Source organism: Gemmiger qucibialis (assembly GCF_027689445.1).
GTDB classification, from domain to species: Bacteria; Bacillota; Clostridia; order Oscillospirales; family Ruminococcaceae; genus Gemmiger; species Gemmiger qucibialis.
In genome coordinates this window covers 75,448-96,918 of the sequence record NZ_JAQFEN010000005.1, presented here as the reverse complement: position 1 = coordinate 96,918, position 21,471 = coordinate 75,448, and the positions used below count along the sequence as shown (strand labels likewise).

Annotated in this window: 20 protein-coding genes and 1 tRNA gene; 7 read left to right on the top strand and 14 right to left on the bottom strand. The window is 56.2% G+C overall.

From position 1 onward, the window contains the following. Window positions 1-105: 105 nt before the first annotated feature. The 3 genes from uvrA to recQ form a co-directional block, all read right to left on the bottom strand. Window positions 106-3,069 carry an excinuclease ABC subunit UvrA gene (uvrA, locus tag PG062_RS09310; protein ID WP_270752089.1) on the bottom strand — a complete coding sequence of 988 codons (2,964 nt, stop codon included), beginning with the start codon at window positions 3,067-3,069 and terminating at the stop codon, window positions 106-108. Beyond that, window positions 3,066-5,132 (bottom strand): excinuclease ABC subunit UvrB, encoded by a 2,067-nt coding sequence (uvrB, locus tag PG062_RS09305; RefSeq protein ID WP_270752088.1) that lies wholly within the window; start codon window positions 5,130-5,132, stop codon window positions 3,066-3,068. Before uvrB ends, uvrA begins: the two co-directional genes overlap by 4 nt. 344 nt (window positions 5,133-5,476) lie before the next feature. Further along, window positions 5,477-7,348: a DNA helicase RecQ gene (recQ, locus tag PG062_RS09300; RefSeq protein ID WP_270752087.1), complete on the bottom strand. Its 1,872-nt coding sequence runs from the start codon at window positions 7,346-7,348 to the stop codon at window positions 5,477-5,479. Between the two features lie 199 nt (window positions 7,349-7,547). On the opposite strand from recQ, the gene hpf reads away from it, so the two are divergent. Further along, window positions 7,548-8,060: a ribosome hibernation-promoting factor, HPF/YfiA family gene (gene hpf / locus PG062_RS09295; protein ID WP_270752086.1), complete on the top strand. Its 513-nt coding sequence runs from the start codon at window positions 7,548-7,550 to the stop codon at window positions 8,058-8,060. A 158-nt stretch (window positions 8,061-8,218) separates the two neighbouring features. Here hpf and PG062_RS09290 read toward each other — a convergent pair whose 3' ends face one another. Beyond that, window positions 8,219-9,004 carry a JAB domain-containing protein gene (locus tag PG062_RS09290; RefSeq protein WP_270752085.1) on the bottom strand — a complete coding sequence of 262 codons (786 nt, stop codon included), beginning with the start codon at window positions 9,002-9,004 and terminating at the stop codon, window positions 8,219-8,221. 75 nt (window positions 9,005-9,079) lie between these two features. Here PG062_RS09290 and PG062_RS09285 point away from each other — a divergent pair, with 75 nt between their 5' ends. After that, window positions 9,080-10,054 carry an RluA family pseudouridine synthase gene (locus PG062_RS09285; protein ID WP_270752084.1) on the top strand — a complete coding sequence of 325 codons (975 nt, stop codon included), beginning with the start codon at window positions 9,080-9,082 and terminating at the stop codon, window positions 10,052-10,054. Window positions 10,055-10,802: 748 nt separating this feature from the next. Here the strand turns inward: PG062_RS09285 and PG062_RS09280 are convergent. The 9 genes from PG062_RS09280 to PG062_RS09240 all read right to left on the bottom strand — a co-directional run bounded on the left by PG062_RS09280 (window position 10,803) and on the right by PG062_RS09240 (window position 18,504). Beyond that, window positions 10,803-12,206 (bottom strand): oxaloacetate decarboxylase subunit alpha, encoded by a 1,404-nt coding sequence (locus tag PG062_RS09280; RefSeq protein ID WP_270752083.1) that lies wholly within the window; start codon window positions 12,204-12,206, stop codon window positions 10,803-10,805. Between the two features lie 45 nt (window positions 12,207-12,251). Continuing rightward, window positions 12,252-12,623, bottom strand: coding sequence for a biotin/lipoyl-containing protein (locus tag PG062_RS09275; protein ID WP_270752082.1), 372 nt, complete (start codon window positions 12,621-12,623; stop codon window positions 12,252-12,254). 21 nt (window positions 12,624-12,644) lie between these two features. After that, window positions 12,645-13,967, bottom strand: a complete 1,323-nt coding sequence (locus tag PG062_RS09270) for a carboxyl transferase domain-containing protein (protein WP_113999946.1) — start codon at window positions 13,965-13,967, stop codon at window positions 12,645-12,647. 216 nt (window positions 13,968-14,183) lie between these two features. Further along, window positions 14,184-14,978: a pseudouridine synthase gene (locus tag PG062_RS09265; protein ID WP_270752081.1), complete on the bottom strand. Its 795-nt coding sequence runs from the start codon at window positions 14,976-14,978 to the stop codon at window positions 14,184-14,186. Between the two features lie 131 nt (window positions 14,979-15,109). Continuing rightward, window positions 15,110-15,493 carry a GerW family sporulation protein gene (gene ytfJ / locus PG062_RS09260; protein WP_113999944.1) on the bottom strand — a complete coding sequence of 128 codons (384 nt, stop codon included), beginning with the start codon at window positions 15,491-15,493 and terminating at the stop codon, window positions 15,110-15,112. Further along, window positions 15,493-16,467 (bottom strand): hypothetical protein, encoded by a 975-nt coding sequence (locus tag PG062_RS09255; protein WP_270752080.1) that lies wholly within the window; start codon window positions 16,465-16,467, stop codon window positions 15,493-15,495. Before PG062_RS09255 ends, ytfJ begins: the two co-directional genes overlap by 1 nt. Further along, window positions 16,464-17,036, bottom strand: coding sequence for an SMC-Scp complex subunit ScpB (gene scpB / locus PG062_RS09250; protein ID WP_113999942.1), 573 nt, complete (start codon window positions 17,034-17,036; stop codon window positions 16,464-16,466). Before scpB ends, PG062_RS09255 begins: the two co-directional genes overlap by 4 nt. After that, window positions 17,014-17,787 carry a segregation and condensation protein A gene (locus tag PG062_RS09245; RefSeq protein WP_270752079.1) on the bottom strand — a complete coding sequence of 258 codons (774 nt, stop codon included), beginning with the start codon at window positions 17,785-17,787 and terminating at the stop codon, window positions 17,014-17,016. Before PG062_RS09245 ends, scpB begins: the two co-directional genes overlap by 23 nt. A 42-nt stretch (window positions 17,788-17,829) precedes the next feature. After that, window positions 17,830-18,504 (bottom strand): site-2 protease family protein, encoded by a 675-nt coding sequence (locus PG062_RS09240; RefSeq protein ID WP_270752078.1) that lies wholly within the window; start codon window positions 18,502-18,504, stop codon window positions 17,830-17,832. A gap of 231 nt (window positions 18,505-18,735) precedes the next feature. On the opposite strand from PG062_RS09240, the gene rpmB reads away from it, so the two are divergent. The 4 genes from rpmB (at window position 18,736) to PG062_RS09220 (ending at window position 20,691) form a co-directional block, all read left to right on the top strand. Further along, entirely contained in the window at window positions 18,736-18,924 is a 189-nt protein-coding gene (gene rpmB / locus PG062_RS09235) for a 50S ribosomal protein L28 (protein ID WP_113999940.1), read from the top strand. Between the two features lie 153 nt (window positions 18,925-19,077). Then, window positions 19,078-19,251 (top strand): DUF4250 domain-containing protein, encoded by a 174-nt coding sequence (locus PG062_RS09230; RefSeq protein WP_113999939.1) that lies wholly within the window; start codon window positions 19,078-19,080, stop codon window positions 19,249-19,251. A 67-nt stretch (window positions 19,252-19,318) separates the two neighbouring features. Then, window positions 19,319-19,474: a hypothetical protein gene (locus PG062_RS09225; RefSeq protein ID WP_270752077.1), complete on the top strand. Its 156-nt coding sequence runs from the start codon at window positions 19,319-19,321 to the stop codon at window positions 19,472-19,474. Then, window positions 19,471-20,691, top strand: a complete 1,221-nt coding sequence (locus PG062_RS09220) for an ATP-grasp domain-containing protein (RefSeq protein ID WP_270752076.1) — start codon at window positions 19,471-19,473, stop codon at window positions 20,689-20,691. The genes PG062_RS09225 and PG062_RS09220 overlap by 4 nt, the downstream gene beginning before the upstream one ends. Window positions 20,692-20,693: 2 nt before the next feature. Here the strand turns inward: PG062_RS09220 and PG062_RS09215 are convergent, their stop codons facing one another. Beyond that, entirely contained in the window at window positions 20,694-21,176 is a 483-nt protein-coding gene (locus PG062_RS09215) for a hypothetical protein (RefSeq protein WP_270752075.1), read from the bottom strand. Between the two features lie 54 nt (window positions 21,177-21,230). Between PG062_RS09215 and PG062_RS09210 the strand changes: the two genes are divergently transcribed. Continuing rightward, window positions 21,231-21,306, top strand: a tRNA-Ala gene (locus tag PG062_RS09210). Window positions 21,307-21,471: the final 165 nt, after the last annotated feature.

Sequence of the window (21,471 nt, the reverse complement as noted above, 5' to 3'; positions counted from 1 at the left end):
GCAGAATTTTGCTTTTTCAGGCGCGTAAAGATAATTAAACCACAGGTTGACAGGAATTGTCAAATCCAATTTTGCGTTTTTGCTGCACAAAGTTCCCTGTTGTGGTTATTTTTTGTCTGCTTTTTTGCGTTTGCGCGGCGGCTGGGCGGAGGCTTTTTCCTCTGCGGGCGCCGGGCGTCCCGGCTCTTCCGGCACGGGGGCCGGAGCTGTGCCCTGCAGTTTCCAGGCGCGCTCCAGCACGGGTTTCAGGTACTGGCCGGTGAAGGAGTTCGGGTTCTGGGCCACCTGTTCCGGCGTACCGGTTGCCACAATGGTACCGCCGCCGCTGCCGCCCTCCGGCCCCAGGTCGATGATATAGTCGGCACGCTTGATCACATCCAGGTTATGCTCGATCACGATCACGGTGTTGCCCGCATCGGCCAGCTTATCCAGCACCTTGACCAGGCGGTGCACATCGGCAATGTGCAGGCCGGTGGTAGGCTCGTCCAGAATATAGACGGTTTTGCCGGTATCGCGGCGGGCAAGCTCGTTGGCCAGCTTGACACGCTGGGCTTCGCCGCCGGAAAGCGTGGTGGCCGACTGGCCCAGCTGCACATAGCCAAGGCCGACTTCCTGCAGGGTTTGCAGTTTGCGCGCAATTTTGGGCTGGTTGGCAAAGAAATTGCAGGCTTCCTCCACCGTCATATCCAGCACATCGGAGATGTTTTTGTCTTTATATTTTACTTCCAGCGTTTCGCGGTTATAGCGCTTGCCCTTGCAGACATCGCAGGGGACGTAAATATCCGGCAGAAAGTGCATTTCGATCTGCACAATGCCGCCGCCCTCGCAGGCTTCGCAGCGGCCGCCCTTGACGTTGAAGCTGAACCGGCCGGGGCCGTAACCGCGCTGTTTGGCATCCTGGGTGTTGGAGAAGAGGGTGCGGATATCGCCGAACACACCAGTGTAAGTGGCCGGGTTGGAGCGCGGGGTGCGGCCAATGGGCGACTGGTCAATGCCGATGACCTTATCGATCCATTCCATACCCTGAACTTCGTCACACTGGCCGGGGCGGCTGCGGGCGCCGTTGAGCGCTGCGGCCAGCGACTTATACAAAATTTCATTGACCAGCGTGGACTTGCCGGAACCGGAAACACCGGTCACGCAGATCACTTTGCCAAGGGGAAAATCCACGGTAATGTTTTGCAGGTTGTTTTCCCGCGCTTTGACCACCGTGAGCATTTTACCGTTACCGGAGCGGTGAGCGGTGGGAACTTCCACAAATTTGCGGCCGGAAAGGTACTCGCCGGTCACACTGCGCGGGGCATTGCAGATGTCTTCCACACTACCGGCGGCCACGATCTCGCCGCCATGCACACCGGCACCGGGGCCGACATCCACAATATAGTCCGCCTGGCGCATGGTGTCCTCGTCGTGCTCTACTACAATCAGGGTGTTGCCCAAGTCGCGCAGGCGCTTCATGGTGGCAATCAGCTTATCGTTATCGCGCTGGTGCAGGCCGATGCTGGGTTCATCCAGCACATACAGCACGCCGGTCAGTGCGCTGCCGATCTGGGTTGCCAGGCGGATGCGCTGGCTTTCGCCGCCGGAAAGGGACGATGCGCCGCGAGACAGGGTCAAGTACCCCAGACCCACGCTCTTCAAAAAGCCCAGACGCTCTTTGACCTCTTTGAAGATGGAGGCAGCGATGACTTCATCCCGCTCGGACACTTTTGCCGTCTGAATAAATTCCAGCTCCTCGTTCACGCTCATATCGCAGAACTTGGCAATGTTGATGCCGCCCACCGTGACGGCGAGGCTGGTGGGCTTCAGGCGTTGGCCGTGGCAGGTGGGGCACTCCTCGCTGGACATGACAAGGGCGATTTCCTCCTTGACCCACTCGCTGCCTGTTTCACGGAAGCGGCGCTCCAGGTTGGGGATAATGCCCTCAAACGTGTTCATATAGGTGCCGGAGCCAAACATATTCTCGCGCTGCATCTCGATTTTTTCAGTTCCGGTGCCATACAGGATGGCGTGCACGGCTTCTTTGCTCATCTCCTTGATGGGGGTATCCAGCGTAAAGCCATAGCGCTTGCCCAGCGCTTTGTAATACATTTCAGAGATGGATCCCTCCGCATAATACCAGCCGCTGGCCTTGATGGCACTTTCGCGGATGGACTTGTGCGGATCCGGAATCACGCGGGCCGGGTCCACCTTCATAAAGGTGCCCAGGCCGGTGCAGGTTTCACAGGCGCCAAAGGGATTGTTAAAGCTGAACATGCGGGGGGAAAGTTCGTCAATGGAAACACCGTGCTCCGGGCAGGCATAGTTCTGGCTGAACTCCATCGGTTCGCCACCGATAACATCAATGATGACAAGGCCGCCGGTCAGGGCAACGGCAGTCTCAATAGAATCGGCCAGGCGGCCGCGCACCGTATCATTGATGGACAGGCGGTCCACGACGATTTCAACGGTATGCTTGATATTCTTTTCCAGCTTGATCTCTTCGTCCAGATCATACATGTTGCCGTCAATGCGCACGCGGGCGTAACCGCCGCGGCGGGCAGCGTCCAGCTCCTTGGCCTGGGTGCCTTTGCGGCCCCGCACAACAGGGGCCAGCACCTGGAAGCGGGTGCGTTCCGGCAGTTTAAGCACCTCGTCTACCATCTCGTCCACCGTTTGCTGGCTGATGACGCGTCCGCAGACCGGGCAGTGCGGAACACCGATGCGGGCATACATCAAACGGAGATAATCATAAATTTCCGTCACGGTGCCCACGGTGGAACGCGGGTTGTGGCTGGTGGTTTTCTGGTCAATGGAAACCGCCGGGGAAAGGCCGGTGATTTCGTCCACATCGGGCTTTTCCATCTGGCCCAGGAACATGCGGGCATAGCTGGAAAGGCTTTCCATATAGCGGCGCTGGCCGTCCGCAAAGATGGTATCAAAGGCCAGGCTGGACTTGCCGGAGCCGGAAAGGCCCGTCATAACAATCAGCTTGTTGCGCGGCAGAACCAGGTTGACGTTTTTCAGGTTATGCTCCCGCGCGCCCTTGATCGTAATGCGGTTGTTGGCATCAATTTGAATGTTGCTCACTTTTTATAGCTCCTTCTCCCCTTGCCCGTTTTGCGCTGTTTTTCAGCGGCGCGGCGGGTGCTGGTATCGGCGGTAGGGTCCTCCCCGCGCTGCAGCTTTTCAATCTCATCACGCAGGAATGCGGCGTGCTCAAACTGCAGCAGGCGGGCGGCTTCTTTCATCTCGCGGGTCAGGCGGGTAATGGTCTGTTCGCGTTCAGCGCGGCTCATACGGTGCTGGCGCATCTTTTTGTTTTCTTCGCTCATGCTGATTTCCAGCCCGCCGCCGATGGCTTTCACGATAGTTTTTGGTGTAATGCCGTGTTCTTTGTTGTAGGCATCCTGGATGGCACGGCGGCGCTCGGTTTCCATGATGGCGCGCTCCATGCTGGGGGTTACTTCATCGGCGTACATCAGCACCACGCCGTTTGCGTTGCGGGCCGCGCGGCCAATGGTCTGAATCAGGCTGGTTTCGCTGCGCAGGAAGCCCTCTTTGTCGGCATCCAGAATGGCGATCAGCGAAACTTCCGGCAGGTCCAGGCCCTCGCGCAGAAGGTTGATGCCGACAATCACATCAATGGCGCCGGTGCGCAGGTCCTTGATGATCTCCATGCGCTCAAAGGTATCCACCTCGTGGTGCATATACTTGGTGTGCACGCCGTGTTCTTCCAGGTAGTCGGTCAGGTCCTCGGCCATTTTGACAGTCAGGGTGGTAACTAGGGCACGCTCGCCGCGGTCGATGCGCTGCAAAATTTCGCCCAGCAGATTCTCGATCTGGCCTTCCACTGGGCGTACCATGATGACGGGGTCCAGCAGACCGGTGGGGCGGATGACCTGCTCGGCCACGCGGCTGGAATGTTCCCGTTCATAGGGGCCGGGGGTAGCGCTGACAAAGATCGTCTGGCCGACCTTGGATTCAAATTCCTCAAATTTCAGCGGGCGGTTGTCAAACGCCGAGGGCAGGCGGAAGCCATATTCCACCAGCGTTTTTTTGCGGCTGTAGTCCCCGCCGAACATGCCGCGGACCTGCGGCAGCATCACATGGCTTTCATCCACCATCAGGATAAAATCTTTGGGGAAGTAGTCCAGCAGCGTGGTGGGGGTGGAGCCGGGGGCACGGCCGGACAGCACGGCAGAGTAGTTCTCGATGCCCTTGCACATGCCAACTTCCTGTAGCATCTCCATATCGTACTGGGTGCGCTGCTGGATGCGCTGGGCTTCCAGCAGTTTGCCCCCTGCAGTAAAGGCCTGCACCTGCTGTTCCATCTCGGTCTGGATCTTGGCGAGACCTTCTTTCATTTTTTCAGGGCCGACGATATAGTGGCTGGCGGGGAAAATGGCCACATGGCGCACAATATTTTTGCGCTCGCCGGTCAGGGGATCAAACTCGGAAATGCGGTCGATTTCATCGCCGAAGAATTCGACGCGGATGGCGTATTCATCATTATAAGCAAGGTGGATATCCACAATATCGCCGTGAACGCGGAACTTATTGCGGATAAAGTTCATATCGTTGCGTTCATATTGCAGCTTGACCAGGCGGCGGCAGAGCTCGTCCCGCTCCATCTGCATACCGGGGCGCAGGCTGATGACCATGCTGCGGTAATCGATAGGGTCGCCCAAGGAATAAATGCAGGAAACCGACGCCACAATGATAACATTGCGTTGCTCCGACAGTGCCGCCGTGGCCGAATGGCGCAGGCGGTCGATCTCATCATTGATGGCGCTGTCTTTTTCAATATAGGTATCGGTGGAGGGGATGTAGGCTTCCGGCTGGTAATAGTCGTAATAGCTCACAAAATATTCCACCGCATCATCGGGGAAAAATCCGCGCATCTCGGTGCAGATCTGACTGGCCAGGGTTTTGTTTGGTTCCAGAATCAGTGTGGGGCGGTTGCACTGTGCAATGATATTGGCCATCGTAAAGGTTTTGCCGGAGCCGGTAACGCCCAGCAAAGTTTGACCTTTATCCCCTGCTTTCAGGCCCTGCACCAGCGCTTCAATAGCCTGGGGCTGGTCGCCAGTCGGTTTGAACGGTGCTTTGAGGTGGAACACCTCGGTTTGATTTTCCTGTTGCTCCGGCATAGCGGACCTCCCCTGTTGTTGGTCGTTTATTTACAACTTTAGTTCGTCTTATACAACTTACTGTTGTCTTATTATAGTATAGATCTTTTTAATTGTAAAGGCAATACCGCATAATTCTAAGTGCCGATACGGCGAGCGAGGTGCGGCAGCTGCTAAGCCAAAAGCGCAGATCATACTTTGTGTATTATCGAGCATTTTGGCAACGCAGTTGCCGTGCCGCAGCCGCCGGAGCGGTGCTTAAGCCGTCAGGCGGGAATTGTGCGGTATTGCCTAAAGGCATTTTGCGGCTTTTTATGCCTTTTATGCGCTGCTGCCGGGGCTGCATCCGACAGCGGCATTTCGGCTTATTCTTCCTCCGAGTGTTCGCGCACCCATTTGGCAATATGCTTAATGAATGCCTCACCATATTTGGCAGCTTTTGCATCGCCGACGCCGGAAATGCGGCGGAAATCCCCCATGGTGCGCGGCTTAAGCTCGGCCATCTCGTCCAGGCTGACATTGTTGAACACGATATATGCCGGAACGTGGTTTTTCTGGGCCAGTTCGCTGCGCAGGGTTTTCAGGCTTGCCAGCAGCGAATCGTCCGCTTCCGAAAGTGCGGTGCGGGCAGCCGTCTTTTTGCGGGAAGCACGGCGCTTGGCCTGGGTTTCCTGCGCGGTGGCGGCGCGCTCCTGCATGGTAACCTGCTCACCGTGGAAAAGCACCGCCGGAGCCTTGGCTGTCAGGGTGATGACCGGGAACTCATCGCCGGTTTCGGCCAGGTAGCCCTGCTCCTGCAATGCATCCAGGTAAAGGCGCATGCGCTGGGGCGGCACATCCCGCATGATGCCATAGGTCGGGAACTGGTCCAGCCCGCGTTCCAGGGTTTTCTGATCCTTGGCGCCGCGCAGCATCTGCACCAGCGCCACAACCCCCAGCCCGCCGGGCCAACGCTTTTGGATGCGCGCCACGCCGGAAAGGATCTTCTGTGCTTCGGTGGTGATGTCGGTCTGCACAAACTCGCCGGTGCAGTTGGAACAGTTGCCGCAGCCGCCGGTGTGGTGCTCGCCGAAATAATCCAGCAGATAGCTGCGCAGGCAGCGGGTGGTTTTGCAGTACCCCACCATCACGTCCAGCCGCTCGCGGTCCCGCCTGGCGGCGGCTTCGGCCTGTTCAGGGGTTAGCTCATCGTTATCGTGGGAGTTCTGGATAAAATACTTTGCCGTCTGCACATCCCCCAGGGAGAACAGCAGGATGCACTCGGCGCGCTCGCCATCGCGCCCGGCGCGGCCCGCTTCCTGATAGTAGTTTTCCAGATTTTTTGGCATATTATAATGCAGCACAAAGCTGACATTGGATTTATCTATGCCCATGCCGAAGGCGTTTGTTGCAACCATGACCCGCTTGCGGTCATAGACAAAATCTTCCTGATTTTTGCTGCGCTCCTCCGGGGTAAGGCCCGCATGATAACGGGTGGCGGAAATGCCAACGGATCGCAGCTCCTTACAGACGGACTCTACCGATTTGCGGGTAGCGCAATAGACAATGCCGCTGCGATCCCGGTGGTCGAGGATATATTCTTCAATATAACGTTCTTTATCCCGCGGGCGGGCCACACCAAAATAGAGGTTGGGGCGATCAAAGCCGGTGGTCAGCGTAAAAGGCTGGTTGAGCTGCAGCAGGGCAATGATATCCTGCTTGACCTGTTCCGTTGCCGTTGCCGTGAACGCACCAATGACCGGGCGGTACGGCAGACGGGAGATGAATTCGGCAATTTTCAGGTAGCTGGGGCGGAAATCCTGACCCCATTGGGACACGCAGTGGGCTTCGTCCACAGCCACAAAAGCGATGCGGGCGTGCATGGCAAGGTATAAGAAACTGTCCGTCAGCAGACGTTCCGGGGCAACGTATAGAATTTTATAGTCCCCCTCCAGCGCGGCACGCAGAATGGTGCTGTAAAGCCCTTCCGGCAGGGCGGAGTTCAGGCAGGCAGCATGCACGCCCTCCTCTTCCAGGGCGGCAACCTGGTCCTGCATCAGGGAAATCAGCGGTGAAATGACCAGCGTAAGCCCCGGCATCAGCATGGCCGGAACCTGGTAACAAACAGATTTGCCTGCGCCGGTGGGCATAACGCCGAGGACATCCTGGCCGGAAACGATGGCATCCACCACCTGTTCCTGACCGGGGCGGAAGCTGCTGTGGCCGAAGTATTGCTGCAAAACAGAAAATTTATCCATGAATTCGTCCTTTTCTGGATGAGTGTGGCAAGTTGTGAACATTTTACAAAATTTTTAATTTGTCCGCAAAAACATTTTGACTTTTTGTATAGATTTGCTATAATAGAGGTACAGGAAGCAGCTGTCGAAAATGAAGCCAAGTTGGCAGCGGGCTTTCTGGCAAGGGTGCTGGGCACCCAAAACAAAGGGAGGTTGTCCTATGAAAGTTACATGTACCGGCCGTCGCGTTACGCTCAAACCGAGCTTTATCGAAAATGCGGAAAAGAGGCTTGCGAAGCTGGACAAGTTTTTCCCTGACGAAGCACAGGCACAGGTTACCGTCACGGTAGAAAAAAGCGAGCAGACCGTTGAGATCATGCTGCGCAGCAAGGATCTGGCCATGCGCGCCGAAAAAACGGATGAGCGCATGGAAGATGCCCTGGCCGACGCCGTCGATCTGCTGACCCGCCGTGTGGTAAAGTACCGCAAGCGCCTTGGCACCAAGCTGACCGCCGCGGCAGCGGAAATACCCGCTACCGAGCCGGAAGAAAGCATGGATATTGTGCGCGAAAAGCACTTTGCCCTGAAGCCCTGCAGCACTGAGGAAGCCATTTTGCAGATGGACCTGCTGGGGCACAGCTTCTTCCTGTATCACAGCACCGAGAACGACAAGATCCAGGTCGTTTACCGCCGCGCTGATGGCGGGTACGGCGTGCTGATCCCGGAAGCATAAGCTGGCAGCTTAAACTTAACATAGCGCCGCACAAACGGCATAACTTTGCCGCCCCTTTTACGGGGCGGCATTTTTTATTTGTTTTGTATGGTTCAAGGCAAACCCTGCTGCCTTGCGCCCGCGGGACATGCCGGGTTTGCTTTGTGCTTGAGGCGCATTCAGCGCTTGATTTGTTTGGGCTTCTCCGGTTCCATCGGCCAGGTGGCACGGGCGGCAAACAGCAGTTGGCCGGTACTGGGGTTATACTGCGGCACACGGCCATGCTCTGCCATGCTGAACCAGTCGGTAGGCGTCAAAATCACATGATCCAGCACATCAATGCCAACCTGGCCCAATGCCAGAATAATGGCCTGCGTGGCAAGCAGATCCGCATTGGAAGCCGCCGCCAAACCGGACGGATGGTTATGCGCCAGCACAACACAGGTACACTGGCTGGCAACGGCATCCCGCAACAGCTTATGGGTATCAAACTGCACGCGGTAGGGAATGCCCGATGCAATGTAAATTTCTTTGAGCGGGACATAATCGTCATTCATGGCGATCATATAAAACTCTTCCCGCTTGGGGTCGCTGAACAGCGGGCGGATATACTCACAGCACATCTCAGCGTTGCGCAGCTGAACAGGGTGTTCTTTGTGCTTTTGGATCTGGTAAAAGCGGGCAACATCCCGGAAGGAATGCAGCAGTCTTGCGCTGGCGGGGCCAATGCCCTGCACCTGCATCAATTCTTCCTCGCTGGCATCCAGCACTTGGCAAAATCCGCCAAAATGCTCGATCAGGCGGTGAGCCAAGGGGTTGGTATCCCGGCGCGGAATGGAAAAGTACAAAAGATATTCCAGCACCTCATGCGCGGCAAGGCTGGTTAAGCCATCGCGGGCAACGCGCTCCTGCATGCGGGCACGGTGCTCTTCATGGATCGTATTGGTGGTTTTCTTTTCCGGCATGGGCGCACATCCTTTACCTTTGGCTGTTCTTATTATATACTATTGTTTGAAGATTGCAAAGAGGATGTGACCCCCATGAAAAAGTTTATCGCAGGCGAAAACGAAAACGGCGTGCGGCTTTCCCGCTTTGTGGAAAGCGTGACCAGGGACATGCCGCGCAGCCTGCTGTATAAAAGTTTCCGCAACAAGCGCATTAAGGTGAACGGCAAGCGCGGTGAAGCGGACACCCGGCTGAGCAGCGGTGATGTGATCGAGCTGTATATCAACGATGAGTTCTTCCCCGAAAAGCCGGTGGTCCCGGCCAAAAAGCCGCCGCGCCGCCAGCCGCCGGTCAAGGTGATCTATCAGGACGAAAACATTGCGGTGCTGTACAAGCCCGCCCACCTGCTGTGCCACAGCGACCGCACCGGCGATGCCAACCTGGTGGATGCCTTTTGTGCCCAGCTGCAGGCCAGCGGCGAATATGACCCCAAGACTGAAAACCGCTTTGCACCCGCCATCTGCAACCGGCTGGACCGCGGCACCGAGGGGCTTGTGATTGCCGCGAAAAAATACACGGCCCTGCGGGATATGAACGAGATCATCCGCAATGACTGGATGAAGAAAGAGTACCTGACCATTACCATCGGTGCCCCGCCGGCCGGGCGGCATGTTGCCTGGCTGCAGCACAGCGAAAAAGGCAACAAGGTGCGCATTCACGCCCATGAAAGCGAGGGGTACAAAAAAATCATCACCGATGTAACGGTGATCCGCTGCATTGGGCCGTTTGCGCTCTGCCGCATTGGACTGATTACCGGCCGCACGCACCAGATCCGTGCGCACCTGGCTTACCTGGGGCACCCGGTGCTGGGCGACATCAAGTACGGCAACCGCAACATGAACGAGAAAACCGAGTTTAAGACGCAGGCACTGTGTGCCCAGCGGCTGACGTTTGGCAATATTCCGGAGGAAAACACACTGCACTATCTTTCCGGCAGGGTCATCAAGCTGGCAGACCCGGAGATTGTAAAGCAGTTTGATGCGTTGGAGAGGAAGCCGGGACAGGAATAAAGGAGTGCCGTTGGGTTAGGATACGGTTGGTTCGCCGTTATTTATCGTCCGTAATCGTTTGTAGCATTGTGACATTTTAGAATGATGAGCGGGGCGGCGGTTTGCATTTATGAGGCGTTCGTCATGGGGCCGATTTTTCGGTGAATTTTTAGGGCAATACCGCATAATTCTAAGTGCCGATACGGCGAGCGAGGTGCGGCAGATGCTAAGCCAAAAGCGCAGATAATACTGGATGCTGCAAAGGTGAGCGCCGCCAGTGGCGGAAACAGCGAACCGAAGCTGGGGCAGCGGTCGCAGAGTGCGAGGGGCTTTTGCCCCCGAAGCACGATGCGGGTACCGCAACCCGACATTATCGAGCATTTTGGCAACGCAGATGCCGTGCCGCAGCTGCCGGAGCGGTGCTTAAGCCGCAAGGCGGGAATTGTGCGGTGTTGCCTTAGGCAGCGGGCGCACGATGTGTGCCCCTACTAGTGTGGTAATTCTAAAGCTTTACTTTTTATGATTTGGAGACTTTCTCCATTTGGCTTTGTTGCGGAGCGGCTCTAATTTTTTAGATAGAGCAAAAGGTAAAGTTTTAGTTTTAACACACTACTACGGGGGTACGTTTTGGGCTTAGTTCCATGTGATATTTGAAATGCGCACCCAAGTTATGCCTGACAAAAAGCGAATATACAAAAACACCCGCAGGGATCGGCCAAGTGGCTTACACCTGCGGGTGTTGCTTATTGCTTATTCAGCGTAGCTGGAATCAGACCGGATGAGACTTGTTCTCATAGTCAGCATGCAGAGCGTCCACACCGTGCATACGGGCATTGCGCTTTTCGAAGAACTTGGGAGCAACCTGCGGGAACATAGCGTAGGTCAGAACGTCCTCTTCCTGGATGGCATACTTGGCAGCTTCGGCCTTCAGCTTGTCCATTTCGGGGGCAAGGGTATCAGCAAAGCGGCAGGTAATGGGCTCTTCGCCCTTCAGAATAAAGTCGCTGAATTCCTTCTTGATGGGAGCGGGCGTCTTGCCGTAATCGCCATGGACCAGGCCCTTGAACTCCTTGGTGACCATCTTGTAGCGCTCGCCCATGATGACGTTGAACACAGCCTGAGTGCCAACGATCTGGGAGGTCGGGGTGACCAGCGGCGGGTAACCAGCATCCTCACGCACGCGGGGGATTTCGGCCAGAACTTCGTCCAGCTTATCTTCCTTGCCAGCGTCCTTGAGCTGCTTAAGCATGTTGGAGAACATGCCGCCCGGAACCTGATACAGCAGGGTGTTGGCATCAACGCCCAGGCTCTTCGGATTGATCTGGCCGTTGGCGATGTACTTTTCGCGCAGTTTGGCGAAGTAAGCACGCACAACGTTCAGTTGGTTCAGGTCAAGGCCGGTGTCATAATCGGTGCCCTGCAGGGCGGCGACCAGGCTTTCGGTCGGCATATGGGAAGTGCCCAGAGCCAGCGGGCTCATGGCGGTATCCACAATGTCAGCACCGGCTTCGATGCCCTTCAGGATGGACATGGAGGCCAGACCGGCGGTGTAATGGCTGTGGATGTCAATAGGGATGCTGACGGTCTTCTTCAGCTCGCTCACCAGCTCGGCGCAGGTGTAGGGCTTGAGCAGGCCTGCCATATCCTTGATGCAGATAGAGTCTGCGCCCATCTCTTCCAGGGTCTTGGCATACTTGGCAAAATACTCGTTGTTATGCACCGGGCTCAGGGTGTAGCTGATGCAGGCCTGAACATGTGCCTTTTCCTTGTTGGCTGCCTCGATGGCAGTCTTCAGGTTGCGGGGGTCGTTCAGAGCATCGAAAATACGGATCACATCAATGCCGTTGGCAACGCTCTTCTGTACAAAGTACTGAACGGCGTCGTCAGCATAGGGGCGGTAGCCCAGCATGTTCTGGCCGCGGAACAGCATCTGCAGTTTCTGATGCGGCAGTTCTTTACGCAGGATGCGCAGACGCTCCCACGGATCTTCGTCCAGGAAGCGGATGCAGGAGTCAAACGTTGCGCCGCCCCAGCACTCCACAGAGAAGTACGGGATCTTGTCCATTTCGGGCAGGATGGGACGCATTTCATCCATCGTCATACGGGTGGCCAGCAAAGACTGATGCGCATCACGCAGAACGACTTCGGTAATCTTAACAGGTTTCTTAGCCAATCTCGTTCACCTCATTTTTTAACGTTCGGGATCGTTTACGCTTTATCAGCCCATGGTGTACAGCACATCGCCGGAGTTGACGGTATCGCCCTTGCGAACGTCAATGCTGGCAATGGTGCCGTCCTGCGGTGCGCTGATCTCGTTTTCCATCTTCATGGCTTCGAGGATCATGACAACATCGCCAGCCTTAACAGCAGCGCCTGCCTTGACCTTGATGTCCAGGATGGTGCCCGGCATGGGAGCGTTGACAGGAACAGAACCAGCGGCAGCGGGTGCGGCAGGTGCAGCAGCCGGAGCAGGTGCAGCGGCGGGTGCCGGAGCGGCAGCCGGGGCAGCAGCAGGAGCAGCGCCGTTGGTGTTTTCTTCAACGGTAACGTTGTAAGCAACGCCGTTCACGGTAACAGTCAGGTTTTTCATAAAAAGGGTCCTCCTTAAATATTACAGGGTGATGTTGCCGTGTTTCTTAGGCAAACGGGTGGTGCGCTTGGTGGCCAGCATATCCAGGGCCTGTGCGGCAGCAGCACGCACATCGGCAGCCTTTACAGCGGCATCGGCAGCGCCGTTGGCAACAGCGGCAACTGCGCTGCACTGCTCTGCCTTGTAGGCAGCAGCCTTCTGCTTGGTAGCCTGCTGGATGTTGTCAGAAGCAAAGATCTCGTCCTTGTACAGAACGGTAGCGGCGGTTTCCGGTGCCAGCGGGGCAACGGTGCAGCCGTCCACAGCAATACGCCAGTCAGCGGAAGCTGCAAAGACGGTGTAGATGGGGCCAACAGCCTCACCGGCAAGGATTGCGACCTTAACGGTGGTAGCTTCGGCATAAACGCCAGCCATACGGGCAGCCTGGCGGATGCCGCCAGCCTGGTCGTCGCCTTCGCTCTTGACAAAGCCTTCAGTGTTGACAACAGTCACAACGGGAATGCTGTAAGCATCACACAGGCGCACAAAACGGGCTGCCTTAGCGGTGCACTTGTGGCACAGGGTACCCTTGGCGGTAGCAACGATACCGACAGCCTGGCCGTTGACGGAACCAAGTGCGGTATAGATGTTGCGGCCATAACCAGCGTACAGCTCGGTCAGGCTACCTGCATCGGCAATAGCCTCGGCAGCGCTCTTGGCATCGTACTTGACCAGGTTGAGCGCAGCGGCGGGAGCTTCGAAATCAAACACAGCGGGGCCAGCCAGGTTGTTGGCCGGCAACATACCCACAACGCGAGCAGCGGCGGAAGCTGCCTTGACGGCATCTTCTTCCACGATAGCGGCAACGCCTGCCTTGGCGGCAAACTCAGCAGAGCCGGCAGCCTTGACCTTGTCCTCTGCATTGAAAGGAGCGGTCAGGAACAGCTCAGCGTCAGCTGCCATGATGCAGACATCAGCTGCGGCGGCCTGCACAGCGCTGGTGCCGGCGCAGGTACCGGTAACAACGGCAACCTGAGGCACAACGCCGGAGATGCGGGCGATCTCAGCGGTCAGGCGGGAGTTTGCGTTCAGCAGCTCCAAGCCACCTTCCAGCTTAGCGCCGGTAGAATTGTAGAACGTTACAACGGGATTGCCGGTCTCAGCGGCCATTTTCAGCACGCGAGTGGTTTTATCCAGATCTGCCGCGCCAACGGGTTCCCCGTTCTGGTAAACGGCATAAACGCTTTGGCCATTGGCACAGCCGAACGCTGCGCTGACGGCACCGTCAGTAAACAGAGGAGAATAGTTCCCCTCATCAAAAAATGCTGCAAGGATTGCTTCCTTGCCTGGCTTATTAGCTGCCATACATTGACCTCCTGTTTATTCAATGAGCAAGATGGTTATCATATGCCATATGGCTTTATTATACTACTTCGTCGAAAAGCAGACAAGTGGAAAGCGCCAAAAAGTTTTGCGTTTTGCCTTATTTTTCAGCTTTTTCTGCACAGTTTGCCCAAAATTATGACAAAGCCGCCCCTTGCGGAGCGGTTTGTTTGCATAGAATGTTGTGATTCAGCTTGCTTAGTCGTGCTTGATGGGGCCGGGGCGGCGGGCGGCGGCAGGGGCGGCTTTGCGGGCCGGGGCAGCCTTGAGCGCGGCATTGCGCAGGGCACTAATCTCGGATTTTTTCAGTTCGCGGTATTCGCCAGGCTGCAGCATGCCCAGTTTGACCGGGCCTTCAGCGCTGCGCTTCAGGCGGATGACCTCCAGGCCGACTGCTTCGCACATGCGGCGGATCTGGCGGTTGCGGCCCTCGTGCAGGGTGATCTCCAACACCGTGCGGCCGGGTTCATCCACCACAACATGGATGACGGCGGGCTGGGTTTTTACACCATCGTCCAGCACAACGCCGCTGGACATTTTGACAACCTGTTCCTCGGTCGCGTGGGGGCGCACAGTAACGCGGTACAGCTTGCCCACGCCGCCGGAAGGATGAGTGAGCAGGTTGGCAAATGCGCCGTCATCCGTCAGCAGCAGCAAGCCTTCGCTGTCTTTATCCAGACGGCCGATGGGATACACACGGCGGTCCACGCCGGTGAGCAGATCCATAACAGTCTTGCGGCCGCGTTCGTCCGATGCGGTGGTAATATAGCCGCGGGGCTTGTTAAGCATCAGATAGGTATACTGGCGCTTGCGCACAATGCGCACGCTTTTGCCGTCAATGCTGACTTTATCAAAGTCGGGGTCCATCTTATCCCCCAGCGTGACCGGGTGGCCGTTGACCTTGACGCGGCCTTCATCAATCAATTTTTCTGCAGCGCGGCGGGAGCACACGCCCTGGTCCGAGAGTACTTTTTGAATCCGTTGTTCTGCCATGGTGTTCCTTTCCAATATCAGGGTAATATCCGCCGGGTGGATTTGCTTATATGATAATGTCCTCCCGGCATTTCAGTTGAACAGCCCGCTTTGGGCCGGGTTCCGGTTGGGGAAAAATGAAATCTGTCCGCTTATTCCTGCGGGGTTTCGGGCTTGTCCTTTTTGATTAGGGCGCTGATGCGGTCCACAAGGTCCGGCAGAGCGTTGATAGCGCTGTCCACCGGGCTGACATGTTCCACCAGCTGGATGGTGCGCACATTGCCGCCGCTGATCACCAAAAACGCGATGGGTGCAATGGAAACGCCCGCGCCGGTGCCGCCGCCAAACATCTGCTTGTTGGTTTTTGCGCCAACATCAGAGCCTCCGGAGGCAAAGCCAAAGGTAACGCGGGAAATGGGGATGATGGTTGCTCCATCCACCGTGATCGGTTCGCCAATGATGGTATTGGCATCCACCAGCTGGCGGATTTTTTCCATGGTAACGCCCATCATGCCTTCAATCGGATGTTCTGCCATTATAAATTACCTCCCTGTTCTGTTTCAGGTGTATTGTATTTGGGGTGTTTTGGGGGCAGCAGCTGCGGGTCATGCCGGGCATGCCACACAAAGCACACCACTGTAACCAGTGCCAGCAGCGGGCAGAGCAGCAGTTTGAGCGAAACCACACGCTGCTGTTTGGCGCTGCCGGTGTAATCAGCCTCCAGCCAGAGCTGATCCGCCTGTATTTTAATGTGGTCCTGTGCGATTGCCAGGATGGTGTTGAGGGTGGTCAGCGTCTGGCCGTACAGGATGGCCGTTTCTGCGGCGGTCTCCCCTGTTATCGTCCAGATCACATTCAGCTTGCTGACGCGGAAGCCGCGCAGCAGCGGCCCCACACTGGCGCGCAGCACGCTGAACAGGTGCCGCACATAGCCAACAGGGTCTGCCCTGACTGCCGCTTTGATGCGGTCCACAAGGCCGGTATCTTCTTCCGGCTGTGATTCCGCGGCAGGTGTTTCCGCTGCCGGGGCAGATTTGGCTTTTGGTTTTGGTACTGCCTGTTCCGGCTGCGGGGATGTTTCCGGTGCTTTTGGTTTTCCCTGTTCCTTTTCAGCGGGCGGGGCCGGTTCTGCTTTTTGGGGTTCTTCCGGCGCTTTTGCGGGCTTTGCTTCCGTGGGTTCCGTCTGCTTTTCCATTGTAGGTTGTGCGGGCAGTTCCGCTTTTGCAGGCGGCGGGGTTGGCTTGGGCGGTGCGGCGGAAGTCGACTCGGTTTTGGGCGTGTTCCCCTGCTTCGGTTCTGCCTTTTTTTCCTCTTCATCCGCTTTGCGTGGGTACAGGGTAAAGTGCAGCGGGCCGTAACACAGCTGTAAACGCAGGCCGCCGATATGGCTCCAACGGAAGTGAATGCCCGCAGGCAGCAGCAGCGCCAACAGCAAAAGCAAAAGCAGTGCCAGCAAAATCATGCCAATTATTTTTAGCACCATCAGCACAACCGCCAACACGGCGCTCATTGCAGTTCCTCCAGGGTTTGCTGCACCGGCAGTTCTTCTTCTTTCTGGGGGTCGTCATGCAGCGGGGGCAGGTCGGCCAGACTGCCAAGGCCGAACACCCGCAAAAAGGTATCCGTCACCCGGAACGCCACCGGCTTGCCGGGCAGATCCAGGCGGCCAGCTTCCTCAATCAGTCCGCGTTCCATCAGCTTGGACACGGTGGAAGAGGAATCTACGCCGCGCACCTGCTCGATGAAGCTGCGGCTGACCGGCTGGTTATAGGCGATAATAGCCAGAACTTCCAGCGCAGCGGGCGAAAGCGGCGCGTTGCGGCGGGTATCCAAAATGCGCTTGACCACCTCGCCATAATACGGGCGGGTCGCCATCTGCCAGCGGTCGCCGTCAAAATGCAGCAGCATCAGGCCGCTTTCGGTTTCATCATAGCGCTTTTGCAGCTTTTCCAGCAGGGTCAGCACCTCTGCCGGGTCGGCGCGCATGGCTTCGGCCAGGCGGTCGGTTTCCACCGGTTCGGCGTTGGCAAACAGCATGGCTTCCAGCATGCCAATTTTATTGCGCTGTGTGATCGGCATCGGCTGCGGCCTCCTTTCCTGTGGGTTGGTTTTGTTTGTTGCGCGGGCGGCGGGCGCGGTCCATCGTCAGGGTTCCGGTTTCATCCAGCCGCACACGCCCGGCGCGGATCAATTCCAGCAGCGCCAGGAACGTTGCCACATTGGTGCTGCGGCTTTCCTGCGGGCTGAACAGCTGGCCCATGCGGCACAGCGTACCTTTCAGCATACCGCGCAGCATGTGGGCCACACGGCTTGCCACCGATACGAACGGCGCGGTGACCAACGGTTCAAACCGCTCCTGGGTGGGCTTTTTGCGGCGCTGGCTGCGCCCCATCAGGCTGAACCACGCCTGCACCAGCCGGTCGGGATCCTGTTTGCGGGAATATTCCGCCGGGCCTTCCGGTTTTTGGGGCTGGCGCACCGCGGTGTACAAATCCCGCGCACAGCTGCCCAACTCCGCCGCCACCTGCTTGCAGGTGCTGTACTCGATCAGACGGCCGGTCAGCTCCGCTTTCATGCGTTCCGCTTCAGGGCTGCGTGGCAGCAACAGGGCGCTTTTCATCTGAACCAGGTGCGCGGCCATATCAATGAATTCGCTGGAGACTTCCAGCTTATCGGCCTGCATGGTCTGGATGGCGGCAGTATACTGCTCAATGAGTTCCATGATATTGATATCATAGAGGTTCATTTTATTTTTGCCAACCAGATAGAGCAGCAAATCCAGCGGACCTTCAAAATTATCTTCCTGTAGCTTAAAGGTAAGTGTTTCCATAAAACAGCGGATATCGTTCCTTACTTAAATTGAGATGTGCCATCAGGCAATGCCGAACAGCAGTTCCACAAAGCCGGTCAGGTTCAGCAGCAAACGCCACGCCGCGTTTACGCAGAGATTGAGCGGGGTGTTGAGCAGGCCAAAGAACACCAGAAGCAGCACAACGCCCATGATGTATTTTTCATATCGCATGGCCTGAAAATACATTTTTTGCGGCAAAAACAGCAACACAATGCGGCTGCCGTCAAACGGCGGTACAGGGATCAGGTTGAACACGCCAAGGCTGATGTTCATGCTGATCAGAACATAAAGGAAATCCAGCACCAGCTGGGGCGCCGCGCCGCCGCAGGCATAATATACCACTTTATAGAGCAGCATGGCCGCATAGGCCAGCAAAAAGTTGGAGAGCGGCCCCGCCGCGGCGGAAACAGCCATCCCCCGTTTGGGATTTTTGAAGCGCGTGGGGTTGATGCCAACCGGCTTTGCCCACCCGACCCCGGCCGCAATCATGCACAAAGCGCCCAGCGGGTCAAAGTGGCGCAGCGGATTCATGGACAGGCGGCCCATATCCTTGGCGGTGGAATCGCCCAATTTCCAGCTGATAAGCGCGTGGGCGGATTCATGGAACGGGATGACGATCAGCATGGCCACGGCGCGCAGAGCGTAATAATACAGCTCCTGCGGGGAGATCACGCCATTGAGGGCAAAATGATTCATAAAAACCTCAGCATACCGCATAGCAGGCCACACAGGCACATACGGGTAATTATTTAAAGTATTATACCGTACAATCCGCCCCAAAACAAGGGCAGCGGGACACTTTGCGCCTGTTTTTGAAAAAATGTACCGTTTCTGCGGATTTTTTACGGATTTTTTCAAAAAGGGTATTGCATTTTGGCTTAAGATTTGCTATTATAGTACAGCTATGTTAAAGGAGGTGCAAGCAGAATGGCCAAATGTGCATGTTGTGGCAAGGGTGTCACTTTCGGCATCAAGGTTTCCCACTCCCATCGTCGGAGCAATCGTACCTGGAACCCCAACGTCAAGCGCGTGAAAGCGGTTGTGGATGGTTCCCCGAAGTATATCTACGCCTGCACCCGCTGCCTGCGTTCGGGTAAGGTTACCCGCGCGGTCTGATCAAGACGCAAAAAATTGCCGGTCACAGTTGGTGGCCGGCATTTTTGCGTGCTTTTTATAAGCGGGTTCCCGTTGCTGTCAGGGGCTGCCTTGGCAGTGCTTTTTTGATTTTTATCAGGATGTATCTGATCAGATACGCCTTAGGAGGTTGCTATGCTGCCAGCTGACCCAATCATCCTGCTCAGTTACATCAACACCCAGCTGCGGGATCATTACGCAAGCCTGGATGCCCTGTGTGCCGATCAGGACGCCGATAAGGATGCCATTTGCGCAAAACTGGCCGATGTTGGCTATGAATACAACGCCAGCCGCAACCAGTTTGTGTAACGGTGTTGATCACACCCACATGTTTTCGCACGGCACTTTGCCCCGCAAGGGGTAAGGTGCTGTTTTTTTGGGTAAACCGCAGCGCTGTTTGCTGCGCAAGGCACGCCTGAAAGCTGCACAAATGGTGACCCTTCCGCAAGCACAAAATTCGGCTGCGTTTGTAGAAACAGGCGATGGTTTCGGCTTTTCAGGTGCGCCCTTAAGGGAGGAAAGTATATTTTGAACTTTGTTTTTGTTTCGCCGCAGTTCCCCAAAACCTACTGGAATTTTTGTGACCGGCTCAAGCACAACGGGGTAAATGTGCTGGGCATTGGCGATTCCGGCTATGACGAGATCCCGGACGAGCTGAAAGAATGCCTGACCGAGTATTACCGTGTGGATTCCATGGCGGATTATGATGCCATGGTACGCGCCATGGGGTATTTCACTTTTAAGTACGGCAAAATCGACTGGCTGGAAAGCAACAATGAATTCTGGCTGGAGCAGGACGCCGCCCTGCGCACCGATTTCAATATTACCACCGGCGCACAGAACGACTTTATTGACCGCATCAAGTACAAGAGCAAAATGAAGGAAAGCTACATTGCTGCCGGGGTACCCGTGGCCCGCCACCACATGGTGCATGAAAACGGCCTGGACGATGCCCGCGCCTTTGTGGCTCAGGTCGGCTACCCGGTCATTGTGAAGCCGGACAACGGCTGTGGTGCCGAAGCCACCTATAAGCTAAAAAACGATGCCGAACTGGAAGCGTTCTATGCGGAACTGCCGGATACTTCCTATATTATGGAAGAATTCATCAACGGCACCATTGTGAGCTTTGACGGCGTAGCCGACAGCCGCTGTGTACCGCTGTTCTACACCTCCAACGTATTCCCCACCCCCTTGATCGACATTGTGAACTCGCTGGGCGATCTTTCCTACTGGACGCAGAAAACCGTGCCGGAGGAGCTGCGGGATGTCGGGTTTCGCACCATCAAGGCATTCGGCGCAAAGAGCCGCTTTTTCCACTGCGAGTTTTTCCGCCTGAACGAGGACAAAGAGGGCCTTGGCCAAAAGGGCGATTACGTTGCGCTGGAAGTGAACATGCGCCCCGCCGGCGGCTACACCCCGGACCTGATCAACTATGCCAACAGCGTGGACTGCTACCAGATCTGGGCCGACATGGTATGCTATGACGAGCTCCGCCACGAAAAGCTGGACCTGCCCCACCACTATTGTGTATACGCAGGCCGCCGCGACTGCCACACCTACAAGCACAGCCATGAGGAGATTCTGGCCCGTTATGGCCGCCAGATGAAGATGTGCGACCGCGTACCGGATGTGCTTTCGCTGGACATGGGCAACCAGATGTATGTTGCCACCCTGGATACCGCCACAGAGCGCGATGCGTTTGTGCGCTATGTGCAGGAGCAGGCCCCTGCACAGGCGGCAAAGGACTGATTTCAGCCGCTTTCTATTTTCTCATTATTTATTTTGACCCTTGACCGGGCACCGCCAGGATTGTTTCCTGGCGGTGCTTTTTGTTGTTTTATATCTTGCGTATTTTCGTGGTTTATTGTTTGTTTCTTTGCTTTAGGGCAACACCGCACAATTCCCGCCTTGCGGCTTAAGCACCGCTCCGGCAGCTGCGGCACGGCATCTGCGTTGCCAAAATGCTCGATAATGTCGGGTTGCGGTACCCGCATCGTGCTTCGGGGGCAAAAGCCCCTCGCACTCTGCGACCGCTGCCCCTGCTTCGGTTCGCTGTTTCCGCCACTGGCGGCGCTCACCGTTGCAGCATCCAGTATTATCTGTGCTTTTGGCTTGGCATCTGCCGCACCTCGCTCGCCGTATCGGCACTTAGAATTATGCGGTATTGCCTTAGTTCCCCTGTCTTGCAGTTTTTTCAAAATCTCCCAAACTTTTTTGTCAAAATCTATTGACAACTGCTGTTTTGGTTGCTATAATACAATACGTTGTCAGGCGACAGCAGCACATCTGGGGGTTTAGCTCAGCTGGGAGAGCGCTTGCATGGCATGCAAGAGGTCACCGGTTCGATCCCGGTAATCTCCACCAAAAAGCACCGTATCTGGTTCAGGTACGGTGCTTTTCTTTTTGTCGCTTATGGAGGTAATGATGACCATTATGGCCTATGGGAAAGGTTATTTGCCGTATGGTGGGTAGAATGTTGGGTGCAGCCCGTTTGCAGAACGATGCAAGCATCGTTCCCTACAAATTGGT